At 69.2% G+C, this 22,845-nt stretch carries 20 protein-coding genes and 1 rRNA gene; 9 read left to right on the top strand and 12 right to left on the bottom strand.

The features are described from left to right. Nucleotides 1-82 (top strand): 5S ribosomal RNA (gene rrf, locus ACWESM_RS31260); the annotation flags it as partial. Between the two features lie 59 nt (nucleotides 83-141). Here rrf and ACWESM_RS31265 read toward each other — a convergent pair. Beyond that, nucleotides 142-1,023 (bottom strand): helix-turn-helix domain-containing protein, encoded by an 882-nt coding sequence (locus ACWESM_RS31265; RefSeq protein ID WP_452494836.1) that lies wholly within the window; start codon nucleotides 1,021-1,023, stop codon nucleotides 142-144. A 98-nt stretch (nucleotides 1,024-1,121) separates the two neighbouring features. Here ACWESM_RS31265 and ACWESM_RS31270 point away from each other — a divergent pair, with 98 nt between their 5' ends. Both ACWESM_RS31270 and ACWESM_RS31275 read left to right on the top strand, forming a co-directional pair. Beyond that, a complete protein-coding gene (locus ACWESM_RS31270) occupies nucleotides 1,122-1,913 on the top strand; it encodes an SDR family oxidoreductase (protein ID WP_364439633.1) in 792 nt (263 codons plus the stop codon). 1 nt (nucleotide 1,914) lies between these two features. Next, nucleotides 1,915-2,988, top strand: a complete 1,074-nt coding sequence (locus ACWESM_RS31275; protein ID WP_364439636.1) for an NAD(P)H-dependent amine dehydrogenase family protein — start codon at nucleotides 1,915-1,917, stop codon at nucleotides 2,986-2,988. A gap of 531 nt (nucleotides 2,989-3,519) precedes the next feature. Here the strand turns inward: ACWESM_RS31275 and ACWESM_RS31280 are convergent. Together ACWESM_RS31280 and ACWESM_RS31285 are read right to left on the bottom strand one after the other, a co-directional pair. Beyond that, entirely contained in the window at nucleotides 3,520-4,572 is a 1,053-nt protein-coding gene (locus ACWESM_RS31280; RefSeq protein ID WP_356968636.1) for an aminotransferase class V-fold PLP-dependent enzyme, read from the bottom strand. A 73-nt stretch (nucleotides 4,573-4,645) separates the two neighbouring features. Continuing rightward, on the bottom strand, nucleotides 4,646-5,122 hold the full coding sequence (locus ACWESM_RS31285; protein WP_355081427.1) for a nuclear transport factor 2 family protein: 477 nt from the start codon (nucleotides 5,120-5,122) through the stop codon (nucleotides 4,646-4,648). 254 nt (nucleotides 5,123-5,376) lie between these two features. Between ACWESM_RS31285 and ACWESM_RS31290 the strand changes: the two genes are divergently transcribed. From ACWESM_RS31290 to ACWESM_RS31300, 3 genes are all read left to right on the top strand, one after another. Then, the gene (locus tag ACWESM_RS31290; protein ID WP_355081428.1) at nucleotides 5,377-5,637 is read left to right on the top strand and encodes a three-helix bundle dimerization domain-containing protein; all 261 of its coding nucleotides are present in this window, start codon (nucleotides 5,377-5,379) and stop codon (nucleotides 5,635-5,637) included. A gap of 142 nt (nucleotides 5,638-5,779) precedes the next feature. Then, nucleotides 5,780-6,517: an IclR family transcriptional regulator gene (locus tag ACWESM_RS31295; protein WP_452494839.1), complete on the top strand. Its 738-nt coding sequence runs from the start codon at nucleotides 5,780-5,782 to the stop codon at nucleotides 6,515-6,517. Nucleotides 6,518-6,743: 226 nt separating this feature from the next. Then, nucleotides 6,744-7,610 carry an expansin EXLX1 family cellulose-binding protein gene (locus ACWESM_RS31300; protein ID WP_356968628.1) on the top strand — a complete coding sequence of 289 codons (867 nt, stop codon included), beginning with the start codon at nucleotides 6,744-6,746 and terminating at the stop codon, nucleotides 7,608-7,610. A gap of 3 nt (nucleotides 7,611-7,613) precedes the next feature. Here the strand turns inward: ACWESM_RS31300 and ACWESM_RS31305 are convergent, their stop codons facing one another. Beyond that, on the bottom strand, nucleotides 7,614-9,293 hold the full coding sequence (locus ACWESM_RS31305; protein ID WP_355078515.1) for an FAD-binding dehydrogenase: 1,680 nt from the start codon (nucleotides 9,291-9,293) through the stop codon (nucleotides 7,614-7,616). Beyond that, nucleotides 9,290-9,928: a TetR/AcrR family transcriptional regulator gene (locus tag ACWESM_RS31310; protein WP_355078514.1), complete on the bottom strand. Its 639-nt coding sequence runs from the start codon at nucleotides 9,926-9,928 to the stop codon at nucleotides 9,290-9,292. Before ACWESM_RS31310 ends, ACWESM_RS31305 begins: the two co-directional genes overlap by 4 nt. A 197-nt stretch (nucleotides 9,929-10,125) precedes the next feature. Between ACWESM_RS31310 and ACWESM_RS31315 the strand changes: the two genes are divergently transcribed. Beyond that, the gene (locus ACWESM_RS31315; protein WP_452494899.1) at nucleotides 10,126-11,124 is read left to right on the top strand and encodes a zinc-binding alcohol dehydrogenase family protein; all 999 of its coding nucleotides are present in this window, start codon (nucleotides 10,126-10,128) and stop codon (nucleotides 11,122-11,124) included. Between the two features lie 147 nt (nucleotides 11,125-11,271). Beyond that, the gene (locus tag ACWESM_RS31320; protein WP_452494841.1) at nucleotides 11,272-11,928 is read left to right on the top strand and encodes a cutinase family protein; all 657 of its coding nucleotides are present in this window, start codon (nucleotides 11,272-11,274) and stop codon (nucleotides 11,926-11,928) included. 69 nt (nucleotides 11,929-11,997) lie between these two features. On the opposite strand, the gene ACWESM_RS31325 is transcribed toward ACWESM_RS31320, so the two are convergent. From ACWESM_RS31325 to ACWESM_RS31340, 4 genes are all read right to left on the bottom strand, one after another. Beyond that, nucleotides 11,998-14,022 (bottom strand): SDR family oxidoreductase, encoded by a 2,025-nt coding sequence (locus ACWESM_RS31325; RefSeq protein WP_355078512.1) that lies wholly within the window; start codon nucleotides 14,020-14,022, stop codon nucleotides 11,998-12,000. Between the two features lie 301 nt (nucleotides 14,023-14,323). Then, nucleotides 14,324-16,027: a bifunctional metallophosphatase/5'-nucleotidase gene (locus tag ACWESM_RS31330; protein WP_452494843.1), complete on the bottom strand. Its 1,704-nt coding sequence runs from the start codon at nucleotides 16,025-16,027 to the stop codon at nucleotides 14,324-14,326. Between the two features lie 85 nt (nucleotides 16,028-16,112). Beyond that, nucleotides 16,113-16,769 carry a biliverdin-producing heme oxygenase gene (locus ACWESM_RS31335; RefSeq protein WP_355078510.1) on the bottom strand — a complete coding sequence of 219 codons (657 nt, stop codon included), beginning with the start codon at nucleotides 16,767-16,769 and terminating at the stop codon, nucleotides 16,113-16,115. Nucleotides 16,770-16,875: 106 nt separating this feature from the next. Next, a complete protein-coding gene (locus ACWESM_RS31340) occupies nucleotides 16,876-18,273 on the bottom strand; it encodes a threonine/serine exporter family protein (protein WP_364436716.1) in 1,398 nt (465 codons plus the stop codon). 260 nt (nucleotides 18,274-18,533) lie between these two features. Here ACWESM_RS31340 and ACWESM_RS31345 point away from each other — a divergent pair, with 260 nt between their 5' ends. Continuing rightward, nucleotides 18,534-19,388, top strand: coding sequence for an LLM class F420-dependent oxidoreductase (locus ACWESM_RS31345; RefSeq protein WP_355078551.1), 855 nt, complete (start codon nucleotides 18,534-18,536; stop codon nucleotides 19,386-19,388). A 153-nt stretch (nucleotides 19,389-19,541) separates the two neighbouring features. Here ACWESM_RS31345 and ACWESM_RS31350 read toward each other — a convergent pair whose 3' ends face one another. The 3 genes from ACWESM_RS31350 to ACWESM_RS31360 are packed head-to-tail and all read right to left on the bottom strand — an operon-like array spanning nucleotide 19,542 to nucleotide 22,758. Continuing rightward, nucleotides 19,542-21,176 carry an ABC transporter permease gene (locus ACWESM_RS31350; protein WP_452494846.1) on the bottom strand — a complete coding sequence of 545 codons (1,635 nt, stop codon included), beginning with the start codon at nucleotides 21,174-21,176 and terminating at the stop codon, nucleotides 19,542-19,544. Continuing rightward, nucleotides 21,173-22,105, bottom strand: coding sequence for an ABC transporter ATP-binding protein (locus ACWESM_RS31355; protein WP_364436684.1), 933 nt, complete (start codon nucleotides 22,103-22,105; stop codon nucleotides 21,173-21,175). Before ACWESM_RS31355 ends, ACWESM_RS31350 begins: the two co-directional genes overlap by 4 nt. After that, nucleotides 22,105-22,758, bottom strand: a complete 654-nt coding sequence (locus tag ACWESM_RS31360) for a TetR/AcrR family transcriptional regulator (RefSeq protein WP_356968613.1) — start codon at nucleotides 22,756-22,758, stop codon at nucleotides 22,105-22,107. Before ACWESM_RS31360 ends, ACWESM_RS31355 begins: the two co-directional genes overlap by 1 nt. Nucleotides 22,759-22,845: the final 87 nt, after the last annotated feature.

Consider the following 22,845-nt stretch of genomic DNA (forward strand, 5'->3'; position numbering starts at 1 on the left):
CATTCCGAACCCGGAAGCTAAGCCTGCCAGCGCCGATGGTACTGCACTCGACAGGGTGTGGGAGAGTAGGACACCGCCGGAACATCCTTTCACGAAAGGCCCTCGACACCGTCGAGGGCCTTTCGTCATTTATGCACAGAATTACTTTCCATGCCGACCGGCGGTGAGCGCGTTCGTCAATTCGGCTGCCGCGCTGCGGGTCGCATCGACGAATTCATCGCGTTCCACGCGCGTCGTCGCCACCTGCAATGGCCCCAGCTGAACTTCGTAGGCCGCGGTGCCGCTCGCATCGAAAACCGGGGCCGCGAGATAACTCAGCGGCAATATCTCATCCGAATCCAGCTCCGTCCGCGTGAAAGGCCGGGACGTGAGCGCGGCGAGCTGGCGTAGCGCGCGAGTACGCAGATGCGGTCGCAGCAATTCGGATCCGACCGCGCCGAGTAGATCGGCGAGCAGGTCGACCAGGCCCGCATCGTCGGCGCGCGGCCGGAACACCGCGACCCCGCGTTCACGCACCAGTGCCAGCAGCGCGCCGACGATGCGTTGATCCGCCTCGTCGGCGGTGTTCAGCCACGTATTCTGCTCCTTTGCCGGACGCCACGGCATCACACTCGCGCCGGCCGGGAATTGGAGCGGAATACGATGTCCCACCGGGATTCCCGGCACCACCCGGTCGACGCCGTGCCGGACGTCGAGCACGGTGAGCCGGTCCGGCTCGATGCGGCTGAACGTGGCGCCATAGCCGGTCCGGGCAGCGAGACCGGCGAGGAGCTCGCCCACGTCCTGTGGAAGCGCGGCGCCGTGCAATCCCACCAGCGCCGGGCCGATGCCGTAACCACGAGCCGGGTCGCGCACGACCCAACCGGCCGCGTCCAACTCGACCAGGATCGCGGTCGCGGTCGCGCGCGCGATGCCCAGCCGTTCGGCGATGCCCGCGACGCTGATCGGCTCCCCGGAGGTCGCCAGTAGCGACACGATGTCGACGACGCGCCGCGTGGGCGGCGACGCAGATCGGTCCGGCATGATGGCAATCCCTTGTCCCGGCTCGGTGAGCGACTTACGATGACGAATATTACATCACATGCTGTCGAATATTCGTCAGTCGACGCTTAGGAGCGTGAATGATTCTGGAACGGTTCCGAATCGATGATCAGGTCGCGATAGTCACCGGCGCAGGTCGTGGCCTGGGCGCGGCTATAGCGGTCGCGTTCGCGGAGGCGGGTGCGAATGTCGTCATCGCCGCACGAACCAAAAGCCAGCTCGATGAGGTAGCCGAGCGGGTTTCCGCCACCGGCCGACAGGCCCACGTGGTGCCCGCGGATCTGAGCGACGCCGAGGCCACAGCGGCACTCGCCGCAGCGGCGGTCGAACGCTTCGGGCGATTGGACATCGTGGTGAACAACGTGGGCGGCGCACTGCCGTGCCCGCTGCTGGACACGACGCCGCAGGCACTGCGGGACGCCTTCGACTTCAATGTCTCGAACGCGCACGCCTTGGTCCGCGCCGCGGTGCCGCGCATGCTCGAAACAGCGGGCGGCGGCTCGATTCTCAACATCACGTCCACGATGGGGCGGCTCCCCGGACGAGCGTTCGCGGCATACGGCACCGCCAAGGCGGCTCTGGCCCATTACACCAAGCTCGCCGCTCTCGACCTCAATCCGCGTATCCGGGTCAACGCCATCGCGCCGGGCTCGATCCTGACCTCCGCACTGGAGGTCGTCGCCGGAAACGACGCCATGCGTACCGAATTGGAGTCGAAGACACCGCTGCATCGCATCGGCGAACCGGAGGACATCGCAGCGGCCGCGCTCTATCTGGTGTCCCCCGCGGGGAAGTATCTCACCGGCAAGATTCTCGAGCCCGACGGCGGTTTGATCGTTCCCAACCTCGACCTTCCGATCCCGGACCTGTGACATGACATATCGCGTAGTGCAATGGGGCACCGGCAATGTGGGCAAGCATGCCTTGGCCGGCGTAATCGCCCATCCCGAGCTGGAATTGACCGGGGTGTGGGTGTCCGGTTCCAAGAGCGGAGCGGACGCGGGGACGCTCGGGGGGCTCGATCAGCCCGTCGGCGTCGCCGCGACGACCGACGCGGAGGCATTGCTCGCGTCGCGTCCGGACTGCGTCGTCTACTGCTGCATGACCGACAACCGGCTGTTCGAAGCCGTACAGGATCTGCAACGCATCCTGGCCGCCGGGATCAATGTCGTCGCGTGCGCACCCGTATTCTTCCAGTACCCCTACGGCGTGCTGCCCGACGAGTTGCTGAAGCCGGTGCAGGAGGCGGCCGCGCAGGGCAATTCGTCGCTGTGGGTGAACGGCATCGACCCCGGTTTCGCCAACGACCTGCTGCCGCTCGCGCTCGCGGGGACCTGTCTGCGCATCGATCAGCTGCGCTGTCTGGAGATCGTGGACTACGCCAGCTACGACAACCGCGCGGTCATGTTCGACATCATGGGCTTCGGCAAGCCACTCGACGAGATCCCCATGCTGTTGCAGCCCGGCGTGCTGTCGCTCGCCTGGGGCGGCACGGTTCGCCAGCTCGCGGCCGGGATCGGGGTCACCCTCGACGCCGTCACGCAATCTTACGAGCGGATCGCGGCGCCGGAGTCGTTCGATATCGCGACCGGGCACATCGCCGAAGGAACGGCGGCGGCACTGCGTTTCGAAGTGCGGGGCATGGTCGGAGACGTGCCCGTCACGGTGCTCGAGCACGTGACCAGGCTGCGTCCCGACCTGTGCCCGGACTGGCCCCAACCGGCGGACCCGGAGGGCTCCTACCGGGTCGAGATCACCGGCGAGCCCAATTACGCGTTGGACTTGGTGACCTCGAGCCGCAACGGGGATCACAACTACGCGACCGTGCTGGCGACCGGCCTGCGCATCGTCAACGCGATTCCAGCCGTGGTCGCGGCGCCCGCCGGAATTCTCACCGCGCTCGATCTCCCGCTGATCACCGCTCCCGCGCAGCGTCCCGGTCGCTGACCCACCACCCGGCCCACGCGGTACGCGGAGGTAGGAGGTAGAAGGCCTGCGGAGCTACTGGCCCATCGCACGGCGGCCCCGGCCGAGGCTATTCGGCGTACCGCGCGGACTGTGCGCGGTCGAGGTCATCGATGAGCTGCGGCTTGCCGACCGACCGGGCGACCGGCCTACCGACCGACCGACCGGCTGCACGGCGTGCCGGTCGGCCGGCGACAGCGTGTCACGCTATTGGCCCCGCCCGGTCGTGTGACCGGCTCGGCAGCACGCGGAGCTACCCGGCCCGCAGGCGACAGTGCCCCGTCGTCGCCAACTCGGACGCAAACAGCCGACCGGAAGTGTTGGCGCTGTTGCTCGGCCACGCTTCGGGCTCGCCCGTTTCGACTGGCCGCGCAAGTAGGCGGCCCGCGGCGGGGACTACCGGGCTCGCGCCGCGGACAGTGCCCGCTCGATGTCGTCGGCGCGGTTGCTCGGCCAACACTTCGGGCTCGCCCGTTTCGATTGGCCGCGCAAGTAGGCGGCCCGCGGCGGGGACTACCCGGCTCGCAGCGCGGACAGTGCCCGCTCGATGTCGTCGGCGCTGTTGTAGAGGTGGAAGGCGAATCGCAAGCCGCCGCCTCGCGCTGAGGCGACCACCTCGGCCTGCTCGAGCCGGGCCGCGAGGTCGCCCGCGCCAGGGACGGAGACGATCGGCGAGGGCGCCTCGACGGGCTCGAAACCCAGTTCGCGCAGTCCGGCACGGAAATGGCCGGCGAGTTCGAGGTCGTGCGCGCCGATCTTGTCGACGGTGAGTTCCTCGATCAGCGACAGTCCCGCCAGCGCCGCCACGACGCCGAGCCAATCGGGCGTCGTGTCGAATCGCCGTGCCGTCGCGGGCAGCGCGGCCGGGCGGTACAGCTCCGCCCAGCGGTCCTCGGCGGCGTACCAACTGGAGCCGATCGGACGCAGCTGCGGGACGAACTCGGGCGGCGTGGCGAGGAACGCGACGCTGCGCGCGCCGATCAGCCATTTGAAGCTGGCGCAGACCCAGTAGTCCGCGTCGGCGAAGCGCAGCGGCAGCCAGCCCGCGGCCTGGGTGGCGTCCACGAGCAAACGCGCGTTGTTGGCCCGGGTGACCGCGCGCAACTCGGGGAGATCGGCGACGCGGCCGTCCGCGGATTGGACCACGCTCACCGCCACCAACTCCGTCTCCGGGCGGACCTGCGCGGCCAGCTCCGCCAAAGGGACGAAGCGCACGACGAGATCGTCCCGGTACACGAAAGGCATCGAGACCGAGGCGAATTCGCCTTCCGGCAGGAGGACCTCCGCGCCCGGTGGCAGTGCGGCGGCCACGGGTGCGATCAGGCCCGCGACACCGCTGCCGAGCGCTATGTCATCGGCGGTGGCACCGTCGAGCAGCCGGGCGAAGCCCGCGCGCAGGTCCGGTACCAGAAGGTCCACTTGGGATGTCGGGCCACTGCGGCCGGTGGCCCAGCTCGTGCTCGCCTCGCGGACCGCGGTCAGGGCGCGGGCGGACGGCAGACCGAAGGAGGCGGTGTTCAGGTAGGTGATCTCGGGAGTGAACTCGTCAGGCGCTAGCGAGGGCATGTTCGCAGCATCCGCCGGGCGGCGCGGGACCGTCCAGCGCCACCGGGCGGATAGTGGACCGTTTTCCCGCCCGTCACTTACCGGGCGCCCACATGTTGGACAGCAACTGGAAGCTGGGTGTGTCCGACAGCGACTGCATGGATTCGTAGATGCGCCGGTAGGCCGTGGAGGCGATGCGCCACTTGCCGTCGTCGTCGCGGCGGTAGGTGTCGGTGTAGTAGCCGGCTCCCCGGATCAGCACCCCGTACTCGGTGGCGAGCACGGTGTCCTCGAAGGCCCAGGATCCCGTGGCCGTCGCGCCGTCGACGCCGATCTCCGGGTGGTTGGCGATGTGGACGGTGACCACCGAGGGGCCGAGATTCTCCCGCATGAACGCGGTGATGGCGTCACGGCCGTCGAGGTTCAGCGGTTCGCCCATGGCGTGGGTGCCGTAGCGCCCTTTCGCGTCGACCGCGAGGGTGTCGGCGAACTCGTCCCACTCTTTGAGGTCGAGGGCACGGAAGTAGCGGTACTTCAACTGGCGGACGGCTTCGATGGCGTCGAGATCCATCTGTCGAGCCTGGCACGCGCAGCCCCCGCAGACAAGAACGTGTTCTATTTTGGTGCGAGTCGGCATCGCGAAGGGACGGATCGAGATCCGCGGGGATCAACTGTGTCGTCGTCCGGAGCGGAGGCCGGATCGGGGACCTCAGCCGCGGGCGAGGGTGTCGAACCGGCCGGGGGCGGGTACCCATATGACGGGCGTTATCGTGCGCCACGACAGCGTCCTGGGTACCGATCCGTCACGACCAGGGGAATCTTGCGATGACCGACCGCCATGCCACCCACGACTCGAACCAGCAGATCCCTCTCGACCAAGAACTTGCCCTCGAGGCGGCCGCGCGGCGCTTGGAGAACGAATTCGACGGCGTCGCCAGCGAAGCCGCGATCGAGGACCATCTCCAGGCCTCCTACGACCATGTCGCCCACCACGCCACCATCGTCAACTTCCTGCCCCTGCTGGCCGAGCGGTACACCCGCGAGTGGCTTTTCGCCCTCGAGGATTCCGCGCACGGGTCCGCTTAGCGGCCTCTAAGCTCTACGCGAGCACGCGTGGAGGTTGGCAATGACGGTCGAGGTGATGACCGATTCCGAGACGGGGGATTTGCCGACCGGATCCGGACAGGCAGCACGACCGAGCCAGCCCCCGGCATCGATGATCGAGCGGATGACGCTGATATTGGAGGCGTTCGACGGCGCGACGCCGACGCTCACCCTCGTCGAACTGGCCGAGCGCACCGGACTGCCGCGCTCTACCGTGCATCGCATCCTCGACCAGCTGATCCGGCTGCGCTGGCTGGCGCACGCGCCCGGCGGCTATCGGCTCGGCTTGCGCACTCTGGAGTTGGGTGGCCTGGCCGCCGACCAAAACGAGATCCGCGATGTGGTGAGCCCACTGCTGCACGACGTCTGCCAGCAGACCGGAATGGTGGGCCATCTCGGCGTTCTGGACGGGCGCGATGTGTTGTACCTGGACAAGGTCGGCGGCCGGATCGCCGCCAGCGTGCCCACCCGGCTCGGCGGCCGAATGCCCGCGCACAGCACCGCACTCGGCAAGGCGCTGCTGGCGACGCTGGACCCGAGCATCGTGGAGGCGTCCTTCCGGGATCGCCTGCCGCAACTGACCCCTCGCACCCTCGCCGACCGCGCCGAACTGCATCGCGAACTCGGCCGCATCCGCAACCGTCAGGGTGTCGCCGTCGACAACGAGGAGTCCGTGCCCGGAATCACATGCGTGGCAGTGCCGATTCGCGGTCGCGGCGCGGCGGTGGCCGCGGTGTCGCTGTCGGGCCTGATCGGTGCCGACGCGGTGGCGCCGGACACCGCGCGGCTGGCCATGGCGCTGGCCGAGATCGCCCGTGAGGCGGGGCGAACCCTGTGTCCTCGGCACGCGCGTAGGCTCTAGCTGCATCGCGCGGCCCGGCATCGGTGCGCCCTGCTCCGCCGGATCATTTCCGATCGGCCGCGGCCGTCCCCGGGCGGAATGGCCGAAATTAGCGGTGCGCTTGCTGAATTGCCCGCCTTTCACTGTGAAGAATTTTCGTTCGCTGTGCGCGCGAGCGGCCGGGCTGCTTTCCTGGTGGAGTCAGGATGGACAGTCCGCGAGGAGCCGAGCCGGAGTCGGGGAAGCGATGCACCGGGTACCGATCCAAGAGCGGCCATTCCGTTCCGAATGGCTATGGTTTGCGGCGGGCGCGCTGGCCACCGTCGCGGTGGTCGTCTGGCTGGTGCGGCCGTCGGCGCCGACCTGCGCCGCGGCGCATCCGCTCGACGAGGTGTCCTCGCCGTCCCGATTTCCCGTGTCCGCCGTGACTTTCGCGCCGATCGGGCCGGACATGTCCGCCGAGGTGCGCTACTACGTCTTCGGCACGCGGACATCGTGTTCCTTCCGCGAGCTGCCGCCGGACGGCTACTATGCCGGGCTTTCGACCCGCGACTACGGGCGCGCCGATCTCTGCGGGGCACTGCTGGACATCGCGGGCCCACGGGGGTCGGTCCGCGCGCTGGTGGTCGACCACTGCCCGGCATGCGCTCCGGGACAATTGGATCTCAGCGCTGCGGCGTTCGAGCGGATCGCCGATCCCCGCGACGGAGTGGCGCGGGTCGGCTACCGTCTGGTCCGCGATCCGCAACCGGCGCAGGAGCTGACCTACGAGGTGAAGCCGGATTCGTCCGCGTCCTGGTTCGGCATCCTGTTCGGCGGCACCGGAAACCCATTGCGCGAGGCGGCTGTTCGTCCGGCGGAGGGTGGGCCGTGGCGACAGCTCAGCCGACGGGCCGACAACTACTGGACCCTTTCCGGCGCCGGGCTGGGCCCGTTCACCGCGCGCGTGACGGACGTCTTCGGCAACGAGGCCGAGATCACCGATGTGCGGGTGGAACCGGGGCGATACTCGGCGGGCACCCGGCTCTATTCCGGCGCGCCGTCGTTCACGTCGTCGCCGTCGCTGGCGACCGCGACAGGGCCCGTCACGGTCGCGTCCGGCTGTCGACGGTAGCGCTCAGGTGAGCCTCGCGGCCAGCGCACGCCCAGCGGCCCGGCCGGAGAAGATGCACCCGCCGAGGAAGGTGCCCTCGAGCGCGTTGTAGCCGTGCACACCGCCGCCGCCGAATCCGGCGACCTCACCCGCGGCGTACAGACCCGGGAACGCCGTGCCGTCCGGCCTGATCACCTGGGAACTCAGGTCGGTCTGCAGACCGCCCAAGGTCTTCCGGGTGAGGATGTTGAGCCGGACGGCGATCAGCGGGCCCGCGGCGGGATCGAGGATCCGGTGGGGTTTGGCGACCCGGCCCGCCTTGTCGCCGAAGTATCGGCGCGCGTTGGCGATCGCCATCAGCTGGCTGTCCTTGCCGTACTTGTTCGCCAGTTCCCGGTCGCGCGCGACGATCTGGCGTTCCAGGTCGTCGTAATCCAACTGGGGGCCGCGCGCGATCTTGTTCATGCCCTCGACCAGCTCGCGCAGCGTGTCCGCGACGACGAAATCGACGCCGTGCTGCTTGAACGCCTCGACCGGGCCCGGCGCGCCCTTGGCCACGCGGCTCTTCAAAGTGAGTTTGAGGTCCTTGCCGGTGATGTCCGGGTTCTGCTCGGAGCCCGACAGCGCGAACTCCTTCTCGATGATCGACTGGGTGAGCACGAACCAGGAGTAGTCGTAGCCGGTCTTCAGGATCTCCTTCATCGTCGTGTTCGTATCGAATCCGGGGAAACACGGTGCGGGCAGCCGCTTTCCGTTGGCGTCGAACCACAGCGAGGACGGCCCCGGAATGATCCGGATGGCGTGGTCGGGCCAGATCGGGTCCCAGTTGACGATGCCCTCGGTGTAATGCCACATGCGGTCGCGGTTGACGATGGCGCCGCCCGCGGTCTCGGTGATGGCCAGCATTCGGCCGTCGACGTGCGCGGGCACGCCGGAGATCATGGTCTCCGGGCACGGGCCCAGTCGTTCGGTGGGCCAGTTGCGCCGGATCAGCTCGTGGTTGTGGCCGATCCCGCCGGAAGCCACGATCACGGCCTTGGCGCGCAGTTCGAACCCGCCGACTTCGGTGCGGGACGAGGCGCGACCGCGCTCCAGATCTGTGTCCTCGAGCACGGCGCCACGCACACCGACCACCGCGCCGTCCTCCACGATCAATTCGTCCACCCGGTGACGGAAGCCGAAGCGGACCAGCCCGCGCCGCTCGCCTTCGAGCACGGGCTCGGCGAAGACCCGGACCACCTCGGGGCCGGTGCCCCAGGTGAGGTGGAAGCGCGGCACCGAGTTGCCGTGCCCGTCAGCGGTAGCGCCGCCGCGTTCGGCCCAGCCGACCAGCGGCGTCACGCGCAGGCCGAGGTCGCGCAGGTAGTCCCGCTTCTCGGTGGCCGCGAACCGTACGTACGCCTGCGCCCACTGCCTGGCCCATTTGTCCTCGTCGTCGCGGTCGAACCCGGCCGAGCCGAGCCAGTCCTGCAGAGCAAGGTCGTAGGAATCCTCGATGCCGAGACGCCGCTGCTCCGGGCTGTCGACGAAGAAGAGCCCGCCCAGCGACCAGAACGCCTGGCCGCCGAGGTTGTTGCGGTTCTCCTGATCGAGCACGTGCACCGTGCGACCGGCCTTGACCAGTTCGTGCGTGGCGACCAGGCCGGCCAGCCCGGCGCCGACGACGAGGACGTCCGCCTCGGGGCTGCTGTGGGACATGTTCATCCTTCGGTTGCGGTGCTGTAGGCCAGCACGACGTGGTGGAAGAGTTCGGTGCGGCGCTCGCGCACGGCGCGGCTGTCCGGCTCCATCAGTACCTGCACGCTGGTGCCGTCGTGGACGGCGATGAGCGCTTGCCCGAACGCCTCCGGATCGGGCACGGTGCGGCCGCCGCGGGCGAGCGCCGCGACGATCGTGGGCATGAGCGCCGCGACGATGGCCTCCTCACGAGCGGCCATCACCCGGCGCAGCGCGGGGGTGCGCAGGGCGTGCGCGGTGAATTCGGCGGTGATCCGGTACCAGCCCTCGTCGACCGGGACCGCCCGTTCCAGTCGCTGGACGGCGGCGCGTACGTCATCGGTGCCCTCGGCCGCGATCTCGTCCAGGATGGCGCTCGCCTCGGTGAGCATCGCCGTGGAGCGCTGCTCCCACATGGCCAGGAAGAGCTCGTCCAGCGAGCTGAAGTTCGAGTAGAACGCCCCGCGGGTGAATCCGGCGCGCTCGCAGACCCGCTCCACGGTGGCGCGGCCGAAACCCTCCTCGGCGAACGCCTCGTAGGCGGCGGTCAGCAGCCGGTTCCTGGTTTCGGCGCGGCGGCGGGTGACCCGGGCGGGCGCGGCCTGCGCGGCATCGGACGTCATCGGGCACCTCCTCGGTCGAGGCGTTGGATACAGGAATGTACTCGATACAGAAACGTATCAGAATTTGCCGGGCCGCGTGGCCGTATTCGCCGAGTAGGGTGATTCCGGCCCGGCCGACGCGGTCGGGGTGCCCATCCGTGTCGATCCGATCGGTGCGAGGTGATCCGATGAGCGAGGTTCGCAGCGGTACGTCCGCGATGCGTTGCTGGCGGGTGCGCAGGCCGGGTCCGATCGAGAGCGGACCGTTGGACGCGGAGCGAACACCCGTTCCCGAACCCGGTCCCGGCGAACTGCTGGTGCGTGTGCTGGCCTGCGGCGTGTGCCGGACCGACTTGCACGTGGCCGAAGGCGACCTTCCGGTGCACCGCGCGGGGGTGGTGCCGGGGCACGAGGTCGTCGGCGAGGTCGTCGCGGTCGGCAGGGCCGCGGAGGGTTTCGCGGTGGGGGACCGGGTGGGCATCGCCTGGCTGCGGCACACGTGCGGCGAGTGCAAGTTCTGCCTGCGCGGTGCGGAGAACCTCTGTCCGCATTCGGCCTACACCGGCTGGGACGCCGACGGCGGCTACGCCGAATTCGCCTGTGTGCCCTCGACTTACGCGCTGCGCCTGCCCCCGGGCTACTCCGATGCCGATACCGCCCCGCTGTTGTGCGCCGGCATCATCGGGTACCGAGCGCTGCTGCGGGCCGCCGTGCCGCAGGGCGGGCGGCTGGGGATCTACGGTTTCGGCGGCAGCGCCCACATCGCCGCTCAGGTAGCCGCCGCGCGCGGAGCGGAGGTGCACGTGATGACGCGGGATCCGGCGGCGCGGGAGCTCGCCGCCGCGCTGGGCGCCGCCTCGGTGCAGGGCGCGGCGGATCCGCCTCCGGTGCTGCTGGATTCGGCGATCCTGTTCGCCCCCGTCGGTGAGCTGGTGTCGCCCGCGCTGGCGGCGCTCGATCGCGGCGGGATCCTTGCCGTCGCCGGTATTCATCTCAGCGACATTCCCGCCTTGAACTACCAACGGCATCTGTTCCAGGAACGAGAGATTCGCTCGGTGACCGCGAACACCCGCGCGGATGCCCGCGAATTCCTGGCTTTCGCCGGCGAACACCGGATACATCTGACCACGCACGGGTATTCCCTGGACATGGCCGATCGGGCGCTGGCCGATCTCGCGCACGGACGATTTGCCGGTGCGGCGGTTCTCCTGCCGTAGAACACGATTCGGCGCTGACTCCGTATCGGTCGGATGGAGTTCCTTGACGGCCTCCTGAGCCGTTCTTACCTTCGCGGATATAGCCGAGTAATTGTCACTGACAAGTGTCGATCGGCTGTCTCACAACGGCGTGAGTAGGTGAGTACGATGGCCAACCGGAAGGTAATCCAGTTCGAGAAGTGGCGTGTAGTAAGGGCATTCGCCGTGCTACTGCTCGTCGCGGGTTTCGGGGCTGCGACGGGAATGCACGCATGGGCCGCGTCCTGTGCGGCGGTCGACGTCGTCGTCGCCAGAGGCACCCATGAACCCGGGTATCTGGGTTCGGTGGTGGGCGATCCGCTGTACGACGCACTGTGGCAAGCACTTCCGGTCGATTCGCAGGCCTATCGGGTGGACTACCCCGCCGACCTGCTCGATCCGTCCTCGATCAGCCGCGGCACGCAGGACATGACCGCGCACCTGATGTGGCAAGCGGAGAACTGCCCGGACCAGCGGTTCATCCTGGTCGGCTTCTCGCAAGGAGCCGTCGTCACCCACGGGGTGCTCGGCACCGGCATCGTCACCGTGCTCGGTGGCGTCTACTCGCTGCCCGGAGATCTGGAATCCCGGGTGGCGGCGGTGCTGCTGTTCGGCGACCCGATCCGGCTGATCGGCTGGAACGTGCCGGACCGATACGCCGGGCGGACCGGAAACTACTGCGCGAGCGGTGATCCGGTGTGTGAAGGCGGCATCCGTCCGGCCGCGCACACGGACTACCGGTGGGCCATGTGGCCCGCCGTGGAGTTCGCGGTAGACCGGATGTGACATCCCGAGACGGGAAATCCGCGGGGTGGGACCGACCCGAGGTCGGTCCCACCCCTCAGTCCTGCACAGTCACCACTGCAAGCCCGGAACTACGCGCGCGACGCGCGCCGCGGGGGAGGGCAGCGCCATGAGCGGCATGATCACCGGCGCCAGCGCGGACAGCGCGCCGCCGGGCGCTTCGGCAGCGGGCGACGGATCGGCCGGACGGCGGTCCGAGCCGCCCCGCGCCGCGCGGGACTCCCCGAACAGCCGGAAGCCCTGGTGCATGATCTGACGCTTCACCGACGGCATCAACAACTCGACCGCCTGGGCGAAGGTGCCGACGGGCGTGTCGATGCGATGCGGCCGGTCCTCGAGCGCGCGCACCACGATCGCCGCGGCCTGATCCGGATCCGGCACCGGAAGCGAGCGGTACAGGTCGGTCGGGGCGATCATCGGGGTCCGCACCAGCGGCATCCGCACCGAGGTGAACGTGATACCGGCATCCCGGTTCTCCACCGCCGCGATGTCGCTGAAGTTGTCCAGCGCCGACTTGCTCGCCACGTAGGCGGCGAACCGGGGCACCTTGGTCTGCACCGCGATCGAGGAGATGTTGACCACGTGCCCGAAGCGGCGCGCTCGCATCGACGGCAGCAGTCCCAGGATGAGCCGCACGGCGCCGAAGTAGTTCACCGCCATGGTGCGCTCGAAATCGTGCATCCGGTCGGTGGAGTTGAGCACGGAGCGGCGGATCGAACGGCCCGCGTTGTTCACCAGGTAGTCGACGTGGCCGTGGTCGTCGAGGACGCACTGCACGAGCTTCTCGACCGCTTCGGAGTCGGTGATGTCGCACGGGTAGGTATGCGCGACACCGCCCTCCGCGCGCACCGCCTCGGCGGCGGCCGCCAGGTCGTCGTGACCGCGGGCGACCATGAGGACCGTTGCGCCGCGCCGGGCGACGGCGTGCGCGGTGGCCAGTCCGATACCGGAGGACGCTCCGGTGATGAGCACGACCCGCCCGGCGAGCGGGTCACCGGTGACCGACACGCGGCCGCGCTGCGGGTCGAGGTGGTCGCGCCAGTACTGCCACAACCGCTCGGCGTAGCTGTCGAACGACGGGACGGTCAGACCGGAGCCGCGCAGCTGGGCGCGGGTCGAATCGCTGATGAACTCCGCGGAGAACGAGGTGTGCGGAGCGACTTCGGCCGGGATGCCCACCTGCTCGAGCAGGAAATCGCGCACGGTGGTGACGCCGGGGATGTGCGCGAGTCCGCTGAGCGCCAAACCGCTGCCGGGCACCGTTCCCACGCCGGTCGGGGCGCCCGCCGCGGCGGCGAGCGCGCGATACACCTCCCCGAAGGGCTGCGGCTCGGGGTTGACCAGGTGGAAGGTGCGTCCGTCCAGGCCGGGGCGACGGATCAGTTCGCTCATGGCGGCCGAGACGTAGTCGACCGGAACGATATTCGTGGCGCCGAGATCGGGCAGCGGCAACGGCAGATCGGACGGCAGCGTGGCCAGCCGCGCGATCGCGCCGAAGAAGTAGTAGGGGCCGTCGATCTTGTCCATCTCGCCGGTGCGGGAATCGCCCACGACGATCGCGGGCCGATAGACCCGCCAGCGCACGCCGCGCGCCTGGCGGACGAGTTTCTCGGCGGCGAACTTGGTGCGGTGATACGGCGAGGTCAGCTGCTGTCCGAGGTCGAAGTCCTCTTCGAAGAACTTGCCCTTGTGGTCGCCCGCCACCGCCACAGAAGACACGTGGTGCAGCACCGCGCCCAGCTCGCGAGCCAGGGCCAGCACCGAGCGCGTGCCGGTGACGTTCGCCGCGTGCGCGGTGTCCTCGTCGGCCGTCATGTCGTAGACCGCGCCCAGATGAACGATGTGGTCGGCCCGTGGCGCTTCGCACGCCAAACCGAGCCCTTCGGCGGTGAGATCGCCGATCAGCGCGTAGACCCGCTCGGCGCCGCGCCAGCCCGCCGCGATGTCGGTGAACTTGCCCAGTGACGTCTCACGCACCAGCACGTGGACGATCGCCTCGGCGTCGTTGTCCAGCAGGTCTTGCACAACCCGCCTGCCCAGGAAACCGGTCCCGCCCGTCACGATGTAAGTGGCCATCGCACTCTCCTGCTGTTCAGTCGAACCTTGTTGTCGCACAATTCATCCGGCATGCGGCAATGGATGCGGACAGCGTCGATTCGGCCCCCAGCGACAGACGTCGGGCCGAAAGTAGGAACACCTTCGTCCTGACTTATTACTCAACAGTAATCGACCGCGTGCGGCCCCGGCAAGCGATCATGACCCGTTCACCCTGTGGGACTGGTCACCGTCGGCGCAGGTCAAACGGTATGTGTTACAAAGATTTCCAGTTACCCGAGTTCTGGTCGAGTGTCCAGCAACTGGGCAGCGTCCGGTCTCGCTACTTCTTCTCGACGCGGGCGGGTGGCGTCTGCAGCGGAGGCTTGTCGCGCAGGAACGTCTCGAAGGCGTCCAAGTCGGTCGGGCCCACCGCGGTATCGGCTCCCTCGGTGAAGACGGTGAATCCGTCGCCTCCCGAAGCCAGGAAGTTGTTGGTCGTGATGCGATACGTCGCGACGGGATTCAGTGGCTGACCTGCGATGCGGACGCTGTCGGCGATCACCTTCGCGCCTGTGGGGGCGGTGTCGGAATAGGTATAGCTGATTCCCGCCGGAGACAGAATGGTCGATTTGCCGGTGTTGTTCCACTGCTGTTCCAGCAGGCGCAGGATCTGGCTGCCGGTCAGCGTGAGCGTGACGACCTGGTTGCCGAACGGTTGGACGGTGTAGAGGTCGCCATAAGTGACCGGCCCCTGCTTCAGATCGGCGCGCACGCCACCGGGGTTCATGAAGGCGGCGACGGCGGCGGCCGGACCCGCCGTGGCCGACAGCATGGAATCGGCGATCACGTCGCCCAGGGGCGAGGTGCCCGCCGGTCCCGGGTCGTGCGGGAGGGCGTTCGCGGCCGCGCCGACGACGCGGCCCGCGCGCGGCCGGGACTGCTCGGTGTAGAAATCGATCAGCGCGGTCGTCTGAGCGTCGGGTGTCACCTCGCGGGTCACCACGCGGTTGACCGCCGAGGCCCGCACGCCGTCGCCGCCGAAACGCAGCGTGACGTCGGTGACGAGCCGCCCGTACGAGGCGGCCTGGGTGATCACCTTGCCGCCGATGGTGCACACGTAGGGCTGGTGGCTGTGGGCGGTGAACACCGCCCGGACCGCGGGGTCGATCCGCTCGGCCAGTCCCGTCACGTTCGGGGTGACGTTCGCACAGCCGTTGTAGTCCAGGGCCGCGTTCCGCTCCGGCCGCTGGGAACCGCCGTCGTGCACCAGCGCCACGATCGCTTCGGCGCCCGCCGCCTTCAACTCCGGCACAAAGCGATTGATCGCGGCGGCTTCGTCGCCGAAGTGGAAGCCCCGGATGCCTTCGGGCAGAACGATGCTCGCGGTTTCGGGCGTGACCGTGCCGACTACGCCGATCCGATGGCCGCCCACCTCCAGCATGGTCCACGGGCGCAGCGCGGGCGGTGGGTTGCCCTGCGCATCGATGACGTTCGCCGCGAGATAGGGAAATTTCGCGCCGGTGAAGGGAGCGCCGGGAGAACATCCGTCGAAGGCACATCCGCCTTGTTGCAAGCGCGCCAATTCCAGCACGCCGTCGTCGAATTCGTGGTTGCCGACCGCGGACGCGGCCACTCCCACGTTGTCGAGGAAGTCGATCGTCGGCTCGTCGTGGAACAGGCTGGAGATCAGCGGGCTGGCCCCGATGTTGTCCCCGGCCGCCACCACCGCGCTGGACGGATAGGCGGCCTTCAGCCGGGCGAGATGAGTGGCGAGATACGCGGCTCCGCCCGCGTCGTATTGCGCGATCCTGCCGTTGGACCCGCTCGGCGGCTGCAGATTGCCGTGCAGATCGTTGAAGCCGAACAGGTGCACCTCGTCCGGTTGCGCCGCACGCAGGTCGTTCGTCGAGATCAACGGCACGATCCCGGCCGCCGTCGAGGAGCCGGGACCGGCGCCGGGGTCGGACGTCGTGCCGCAACCCCCCACCAGACCGACACCGACAAGACCGGCAAGAACCACGGCGATGCGGCGACGCGCTCTCATATCACGACTGTCCCACGTCGGCGACGTTCGCGCACGACAGCCGAAATGCCGCCTGCCGCACGGCGATGCGCCGCGCCCGATCCCGCTACTGCGCGGCCGGGAATTCCTCGGCGAGTTCCTCGAAGACCGCGGTGTTCATCGCGAAGGCGCGCCTGCCCTCGTCGAGCACGCGGCGGCGCTCCAGGTCGTCGAGCGGCAGCCGGTCGAGCAGGGCGCGGTATTCCCGCTTGAACGCGGCGGGATTGCCGACTCCGTCGAAGACGTAGAAGCGGACGCCGTCGCCGCGATGCGGTAGGTCCCACAGCTTCTCCGCGGTGCCACGGATGACCTGTCCGCCGGACAGGTCGCCGAGGTAGCGGGTGTAGTGGTGGGCGATGTACCCGGCGGGCCAGTCGCGCGCGCACTCGTCGATGCGTTCGGCGTAGGCGGCGGTGGCGGGCAGCGGCTCCAAGCCGGTTCGCCAGCCGGAGCCGAGCAGATGTGTGAGGTCGCGCTCGAGTTCGGCGGTGCGGGCCAGCTCGGGCCGGATGAACGGCCCGGCCACCGGGTCGTCGGCCAGCGCCGCCCACCGCTGTTCGAGCGCGCGGTAGATGAACCAGAGCTGGCCGGTGTAGCGGTGATACGAGTCGACGCCGAGCGATCCGCCGAGCATGTCGCTCATGAAGCGGGAGTTCTCCGCCTCCGCATGCTGTTGCGCGGTGGCGGTGCGGATCTGCGCCGAGAACGGTACTGCCTCCGACATGTCCGGACCACCTCACCTCACAGCGGGGCCGCCACCGAATCGCGGGCCCTGACCAGTTCGATAAGAGATTACCGGTCGGAAGTTGCGCGCGCATGCACCTCGCGGCTCAGTGCGCGGGCGTCGATCGGCGGCGGCGCCGGACGATCGGGCGGCGCAGCGAGCCGAACCGGCGCAGTATCCGCGGCCTGCGCACGGTGCGGTCGCACCATTCGCCGAGAGTCACGCCCGCCGCCAGCGCGCAGCCGATGCCGACGGCCGCGAGCAGCTGGTTGCCTCCGATCAGCAGTTCGTCGTTGAGCAGGGCGTAGAGGCCGCGGTAGACCTTGAGGCCGGGAAGCAGCGGAGTGATGCCCGCGACGGCGACGACCAGCGGCGGGGTCAGCGCGCGGCGGGCCATCAGGCCACCGGCCAGGCCGACCAGCGTCGCGGCGACGCCGGAGGAGATCACCGGGCCGAAACCCGCCTCCTGGATGAGCAGGAAGCAGATGATGCCCGCGGCGCCGCTACCCGCGGCCGCGGCCAGCGCCCGGCGTTCGGCGTAACAGGCGAGCGCGAACGCCAGGGCCGCCACCGCACCGGCCGCGATCTTCACCGGCAGGTCGGTGATGTCGCGGGTGGAGGTCAGATACACCGGGGGCACGGTGGCGTCGACGAGATCCGCGATGCGCAGGGTGAGCGCGATACCCGCGATGATGCCGCCGGTCATCATCATCACCTCGAGCATGCGGGCAGTGGCCGTGATGGGCGCGCCGGTGATCGCGTCCTGCACCGAGCCGACCAGTTGCAATCCGCTCAGCAACACGGTGATACCGGCCGCGATGATCAGGGTCGGGTCGACGTCGATCCGCAAGCGCGCGGCGAGGCTCGCCAGCACGATGGCCGGGATCGCCGCGATGGCGCCGCCCACCATGTGCTGGAAGAAGAACGGCAGTCCGTAGCGATTGAGGACGCGATTGGTGCGGTCGATCGCCGCGGTGGTCGCGAAACTGACCGCGGCCACGAGGGCGCCGCCGCCGAGCAACGCGGCGATCGCCGCCGCCATCAGCGACCACGCCGCGGTGGCGGTCCAGCGGTGGTACGGGTGCGGCGCCGAGGTGATCGCGTCGAGTGCGGCGCGGGCCTGAACCGGAGGGACCACTTCGTGGCGGATACGGCGGGTCAGCCGGTCGACGGCGGCGAGCCGGGTGAAATCGAGGGCGCGGTAGTGCACGATCCGCATCGTGCTGGCCGGTGGCAGCGCGGCGCCGCGGTCGGCCCAGATGCGGATGGCGTCGTAGGTGACGTCGATGCTGCACCGGGACAGCCCGTAGGTGGCGGCGATGAACCGCACCGTCGTGGTGGTGTCCACCACGCCGGTGCCGGAGGCCAGCACCACTTCGCCGACCCGGACCGCGAGGTCGAGGACTTCGGCGACCCTGGCGTCGTCGGTGAGGTCGATCGGCTGCAACGGCGTTGGCGCGGTGACGATGGTGTCCGCGGTCGCCTGCCGGTCCGCGACCAGCATGCCGACGGCCTGGGTGACGACCGGAATCGGCCGGGCCCGCCGCAGGCGAAGCCCGCGACGCCAGCCGAGGTGATCCACCCGTCCGGTGGTGACATCGCCTACGGAAGTTGCCTCAGGACTCATGGAGGCGAACCTAGTCATCCGATGTCTTCTCGGCATCCGTGCGGGTCGCGGCGGGCGCGCCGGTCGCGATCACCCCTTGGTCGGACCGTCGGTTCGTGGTAGAACTTGTTCTAATTTCAGCGATGGGAGCGCGTACGGTGCGGTACGGAATCGTGTTGTTCACCAGCGATCGGGGCATCACCCCCGCGGATGCGGCGCTGGCCGCCGAGCGTGCCGGATTCGACACGTTCTATGTGCCCGAGCACACGCACATTCCGGTGGTCCGGGCCGCGGCGCACCCGCGCACCGGCGATGCGAGCCTGCCCGACGACCGTTATCTGCGGACTCTTGACCCGTGGGTCGCGCTCGGCACCGCCGCGTCCGTGACCGAGCGCATCGGCTTGTCCACCGCGGTGGCGCTGCCCGCCGAACACCATCCGATCACGCTGGCCAAGACCATCGCCTCGCTGGATCACCTGTCCGGCGGCCGGGTCAGCCTCGGCGTCGGATTCGGCTGGAACACCGACGAACTGGCCCACCACGGCGTGCCCGCGGGCAAACGCAGAACGGTGCTGCGGGAGCATCTGGAGGCCATGCGCGTGCTGTGGACCGAAGAGGAAGCCGGCTTCGACGGCGAGTTCGTCACCTTCGGCGCCAGCTGGTCTTGGCCGAAGCCGGTGCAGAAGCGCATTCCGGTCCTGCTCGGCGCGGCGGGTACCGAGAAGAACTTCACCTGGCTGGCGAAGTACGCCGACGGATGGATCACCACGCCCACCGAGGACGACCTGGACCCCAAGATCGCTCTGCTGCGCCGGATCTGGCGCGAGCAGGGGCGTGCCGACAATCCTGAGGTCATCGCGCTCGCCGGGCGGCACGACGCGCAGCAGCTGGCGCGCTGGGCCGAATCCGGGGTCACCGAAGCCGTTTTCGGACTGCCCGACCGTTCCGCGGAGGACGTCCGGGCCTACCTCACGCGCCTGGCGGGAAAACTGGGAATCGAGCACGCCGGGTGACACGCGCGGCGTGACCAACCGCGTCAGGCCCAGCCGGGCTGTGCCCACGCGCCGGGCGCAGCGAGCGCCGCCTCAGGCAGACGGCGAGCCGAACGACCCGCTGACGAGAAGTGGCCCGCGCGAACGGGTTCGCGCGGGCCACGGAGAACGCCGTCAGCGCAGGTCGCGGCTGCGGAAGGCGGTGATGCCGACGGCGAGCAGCGCCACGGCGGTCGCGAGCAGCCACAGCAGCGGCTGCGCCTGGAATTCGGCGCCGGGCACCTTCGGCGGGTGGACGAACGGCACGAGATCGAGCATCCAGTGCGGCAGGCCGTCGAGCGAGCCGACGAAGAAGATCACCACCATGGCGCTGAGCACGCCCCACGCGACCGGTGCGAACCGCGGTGCGAGACCGTAGAGCGCGACCGCGATGCCCGTGACGACCCACACCGCGGGCACCTGCACGGCGGCGGCGGCCAGCGATTGGGAAAGTTTCGTCCCGAGGTCGCCGTCCGCCGCGCCGTAGACGATGCCGATCGCCACGCCCGAGACCAGCAATGCGGCGGCGGGGCCGAGCAGCGCGAAGCCGATGTGACTCAACGCGTAGCGGACGCGGCCGACGGCGCCGGACAGGGTGGCCTCGACCCGGGCGCTGGTCTCCTCGTCGTGCAACCGCAGGGCGGCGGAGATCGAGTAGGCGGACGCGGCCGCGGCGAGCATCGTGAGCGCGTAGGTGATGAAGGACTGCTGCAGCTGCTGTGAGCCGCCCATCCGGGTGACCATGTCCCGGATGGACGCGCTGCCGTCGAGCATGTCGCCGACGCTGTTCACCGCGCCGCCGATCAGCAGGCCGTAGAGCGCGAAGCCCACCGTCCACGCCAGCAGGGTGCCGCGCTGCAACCGCCAGGCCAGCCCGAACGGACCGGACAGGATCGCCGCCGCCGTGGACGGCCCCGGACGCTCGGCGATGAGCCCGGAACCGACGTCGCGGTTGCCGAGCAACGCGTACGCGACGCCGGTGCCCAGCACCGCGAGAGCGGCGAAGAGCAGCAACACCCACCAGCGTTCCCCGGCGTACGGGCGGATCTGCAGCGACCAGCCGATCGGCGACAACCACGACAGCACACCGTTTCCGGCGTCACCGACCGCCCGTAGCGCGAACGCCGCGCCGAGTGCGCCGAAGGCCACGCCGCGCGCCACCCGCGCACCGGCGCTGACCTGGGCGGCGACCGCCGCGACGGCCGCCCAGACGATGCCGGACGCGGCCAGGGCGGCGCCGAAGGCCATCGATCCCGCGCCGGGCAGGTCGGTGCCGTAGAGCGACAGGGCGCACACGATCCCGGCGAGCAACGCTCCCGAATAGGTCATGAGCAGGGTGGCGGTGAGACCGGCGTAGCGTCCGATGCTGGTGGCGCCCACCAGTTCCGCGCGGCCGGTCTCCTCCTCGACCCGGGTGTGCCGGATCACCGTGAGCACCGTGGCGATGGCGATCATGGTGTACATGGCGCCTGCTTTCCAGGTGCCGATCGACCCGAGCGCGGAGCTGAACACCGGGCCGTACATGGCGATCAGCGCGGGACTGTCGGCCGTGGTCCGCGCGAAACTGTCCAGGGACGCTTGGTCGTCGTACAGACCCTTGATGCTGGCGACCTGGAACGCGGGCATCAGGCCGATGAGCAGCGTCCACAGCGGCAGCACGATCCGGTCGCGCCGCAGGTACAGCCGCAGCAATCGCCCGGTGCCCGCGAAGTCGCCGGACACGCCGAATGCCCGCGCCGCCGTGGCGCGGCCGGCGATGGCGGTGGTCATGCTCGCACCTTCTCCCCGGTGGCCGCGCCGGAGTCGGCGCCGTGGCCGTCGACGTGGTAATGCCGCAGGAACAGCTCCTCGAGCGTGGGCGGCGTGCTGGTCAGGCTGCGCACGCCCGCGTCGCCGAGCACCCGGATGAGCTCGCCGAGGTGCTCGTTGTCGACCTGGCAGCGCAGCGTGTGGTTATCGAGTTCGATATCCTCCACGCCCGGGATGCGGCTCAGATCGCCCGCGTCGCCGGTCAATTCGGCGGTGATCGACGTGCGCGACAGGTGGCGCAGATCCGACAGCGACCCGCTCTCCACCGTGCGCCCGGCGCGGATGATGGTGACCCGGTCGCAGAGCGCTTCGACCTCGGACAGGATGTGGCTGGACAACAGGACGGTCGCGCCGCGCTCTCGCGCCTCGTGCACACACTCCCGGAAGACCTGCTCCATCAGCGGGTCCAGCCCCGAGGTCGGCTCGTCGAGCAGCAGCAACGGCGCGTCGGAGGCCAGCGCGGCGACCAGCGAGACCTTTTGGCGGTTGCCCTTGGAATAGGTGCGCGCCTTCTTGCGAGGGTCGAGATCGAAGCGCTCGATCAGCTCATCGCGCCGCTTCTCGTCGAGACCGCCCCGCATCCGGGAGAGCAGATCGATGGTCTCCCCGCCCGACAGCGACGGCCACAACGTGACATCGCCTGGCACATAAGCCAATTCGCGGTGCAATGCGACCGCGTCGGCCCACGGGTCGCGGCCGAACAGTCGAGCCTGCCCGCCGGTGGCGCGCAGGATGCCGAGCAGTACCCGGATGGTAGTGGACTTGCCCGCGCCGTTGGGGCCGAGAAAGCCGTGGATCTCGCCCTCGGTGACGGTGAGGTCGAGGCCGTCGAGCGCGGTGACGTGACCGAAAGTCTTGCGCAGATCGCGCACTTCGATGATGTCGGACATCACTTCTCCTTGGTGAATGTGTCCAAGATCGTGGGATCGGTGAGCAGCCCTTGGGTGTAGAACTCCAGGGCCGGTGGGGTGAGTTCTTCGCTGAGTTCGCGAATCGCTTTGCGATAGTCGATCGTCTCGTCGCGGTGCTGGCGCATCTGCATGTACAGCATGGTCGCGCCGACGTTCAGCATCATCAGGTATCGGGCGCGCGCCGCCGGGTCGCGGCTGGGTTTGATCCTGCCCGCCTCGACCGCTTTCTCGAGGTATCCCTCGGCATCTGCGGCCATGTGCTCGAACAGTGATTCCGCCATCGGTCCGCCTGCCTGCAGGCTACGCACCATGTAGGCGACCAGCGGCGCGTACGACTCGATCTCGGCCAGGGCGTCGAGCATGCCCGCCTTCACCGACGACGCGGTGATCGCCTTGACCTTCTCGTCGCGGATCAACTGCAGCACCCGGTCGTCGCAGGCGGCGCGCAGGCCGTCCTTGGACCCGAAGTGATGGTTGACCAGGCCGGGGGAGACGCCGGCGGCGGCGGCGATCTTGCGGACTCCGACCTGGAATCCGTGTTCGCCGAACACCTCGATCGCGGTATCGCGAATGCGCGCCGCGGTGCTCAGATCGTCGGCGGATCCTTGCGGAACGGGCTGTTGGTTAAACACATGTTCAGTATATTAAACAGTCGTTCAATGGTCTAGCAAGACCTGTCGCCGACTTGTCGCGCATCACGGTTTGCCGCCCGTGTACGG

This window comes from Nocardia sp. NPDC003999 (assembly GCF_053604885.1).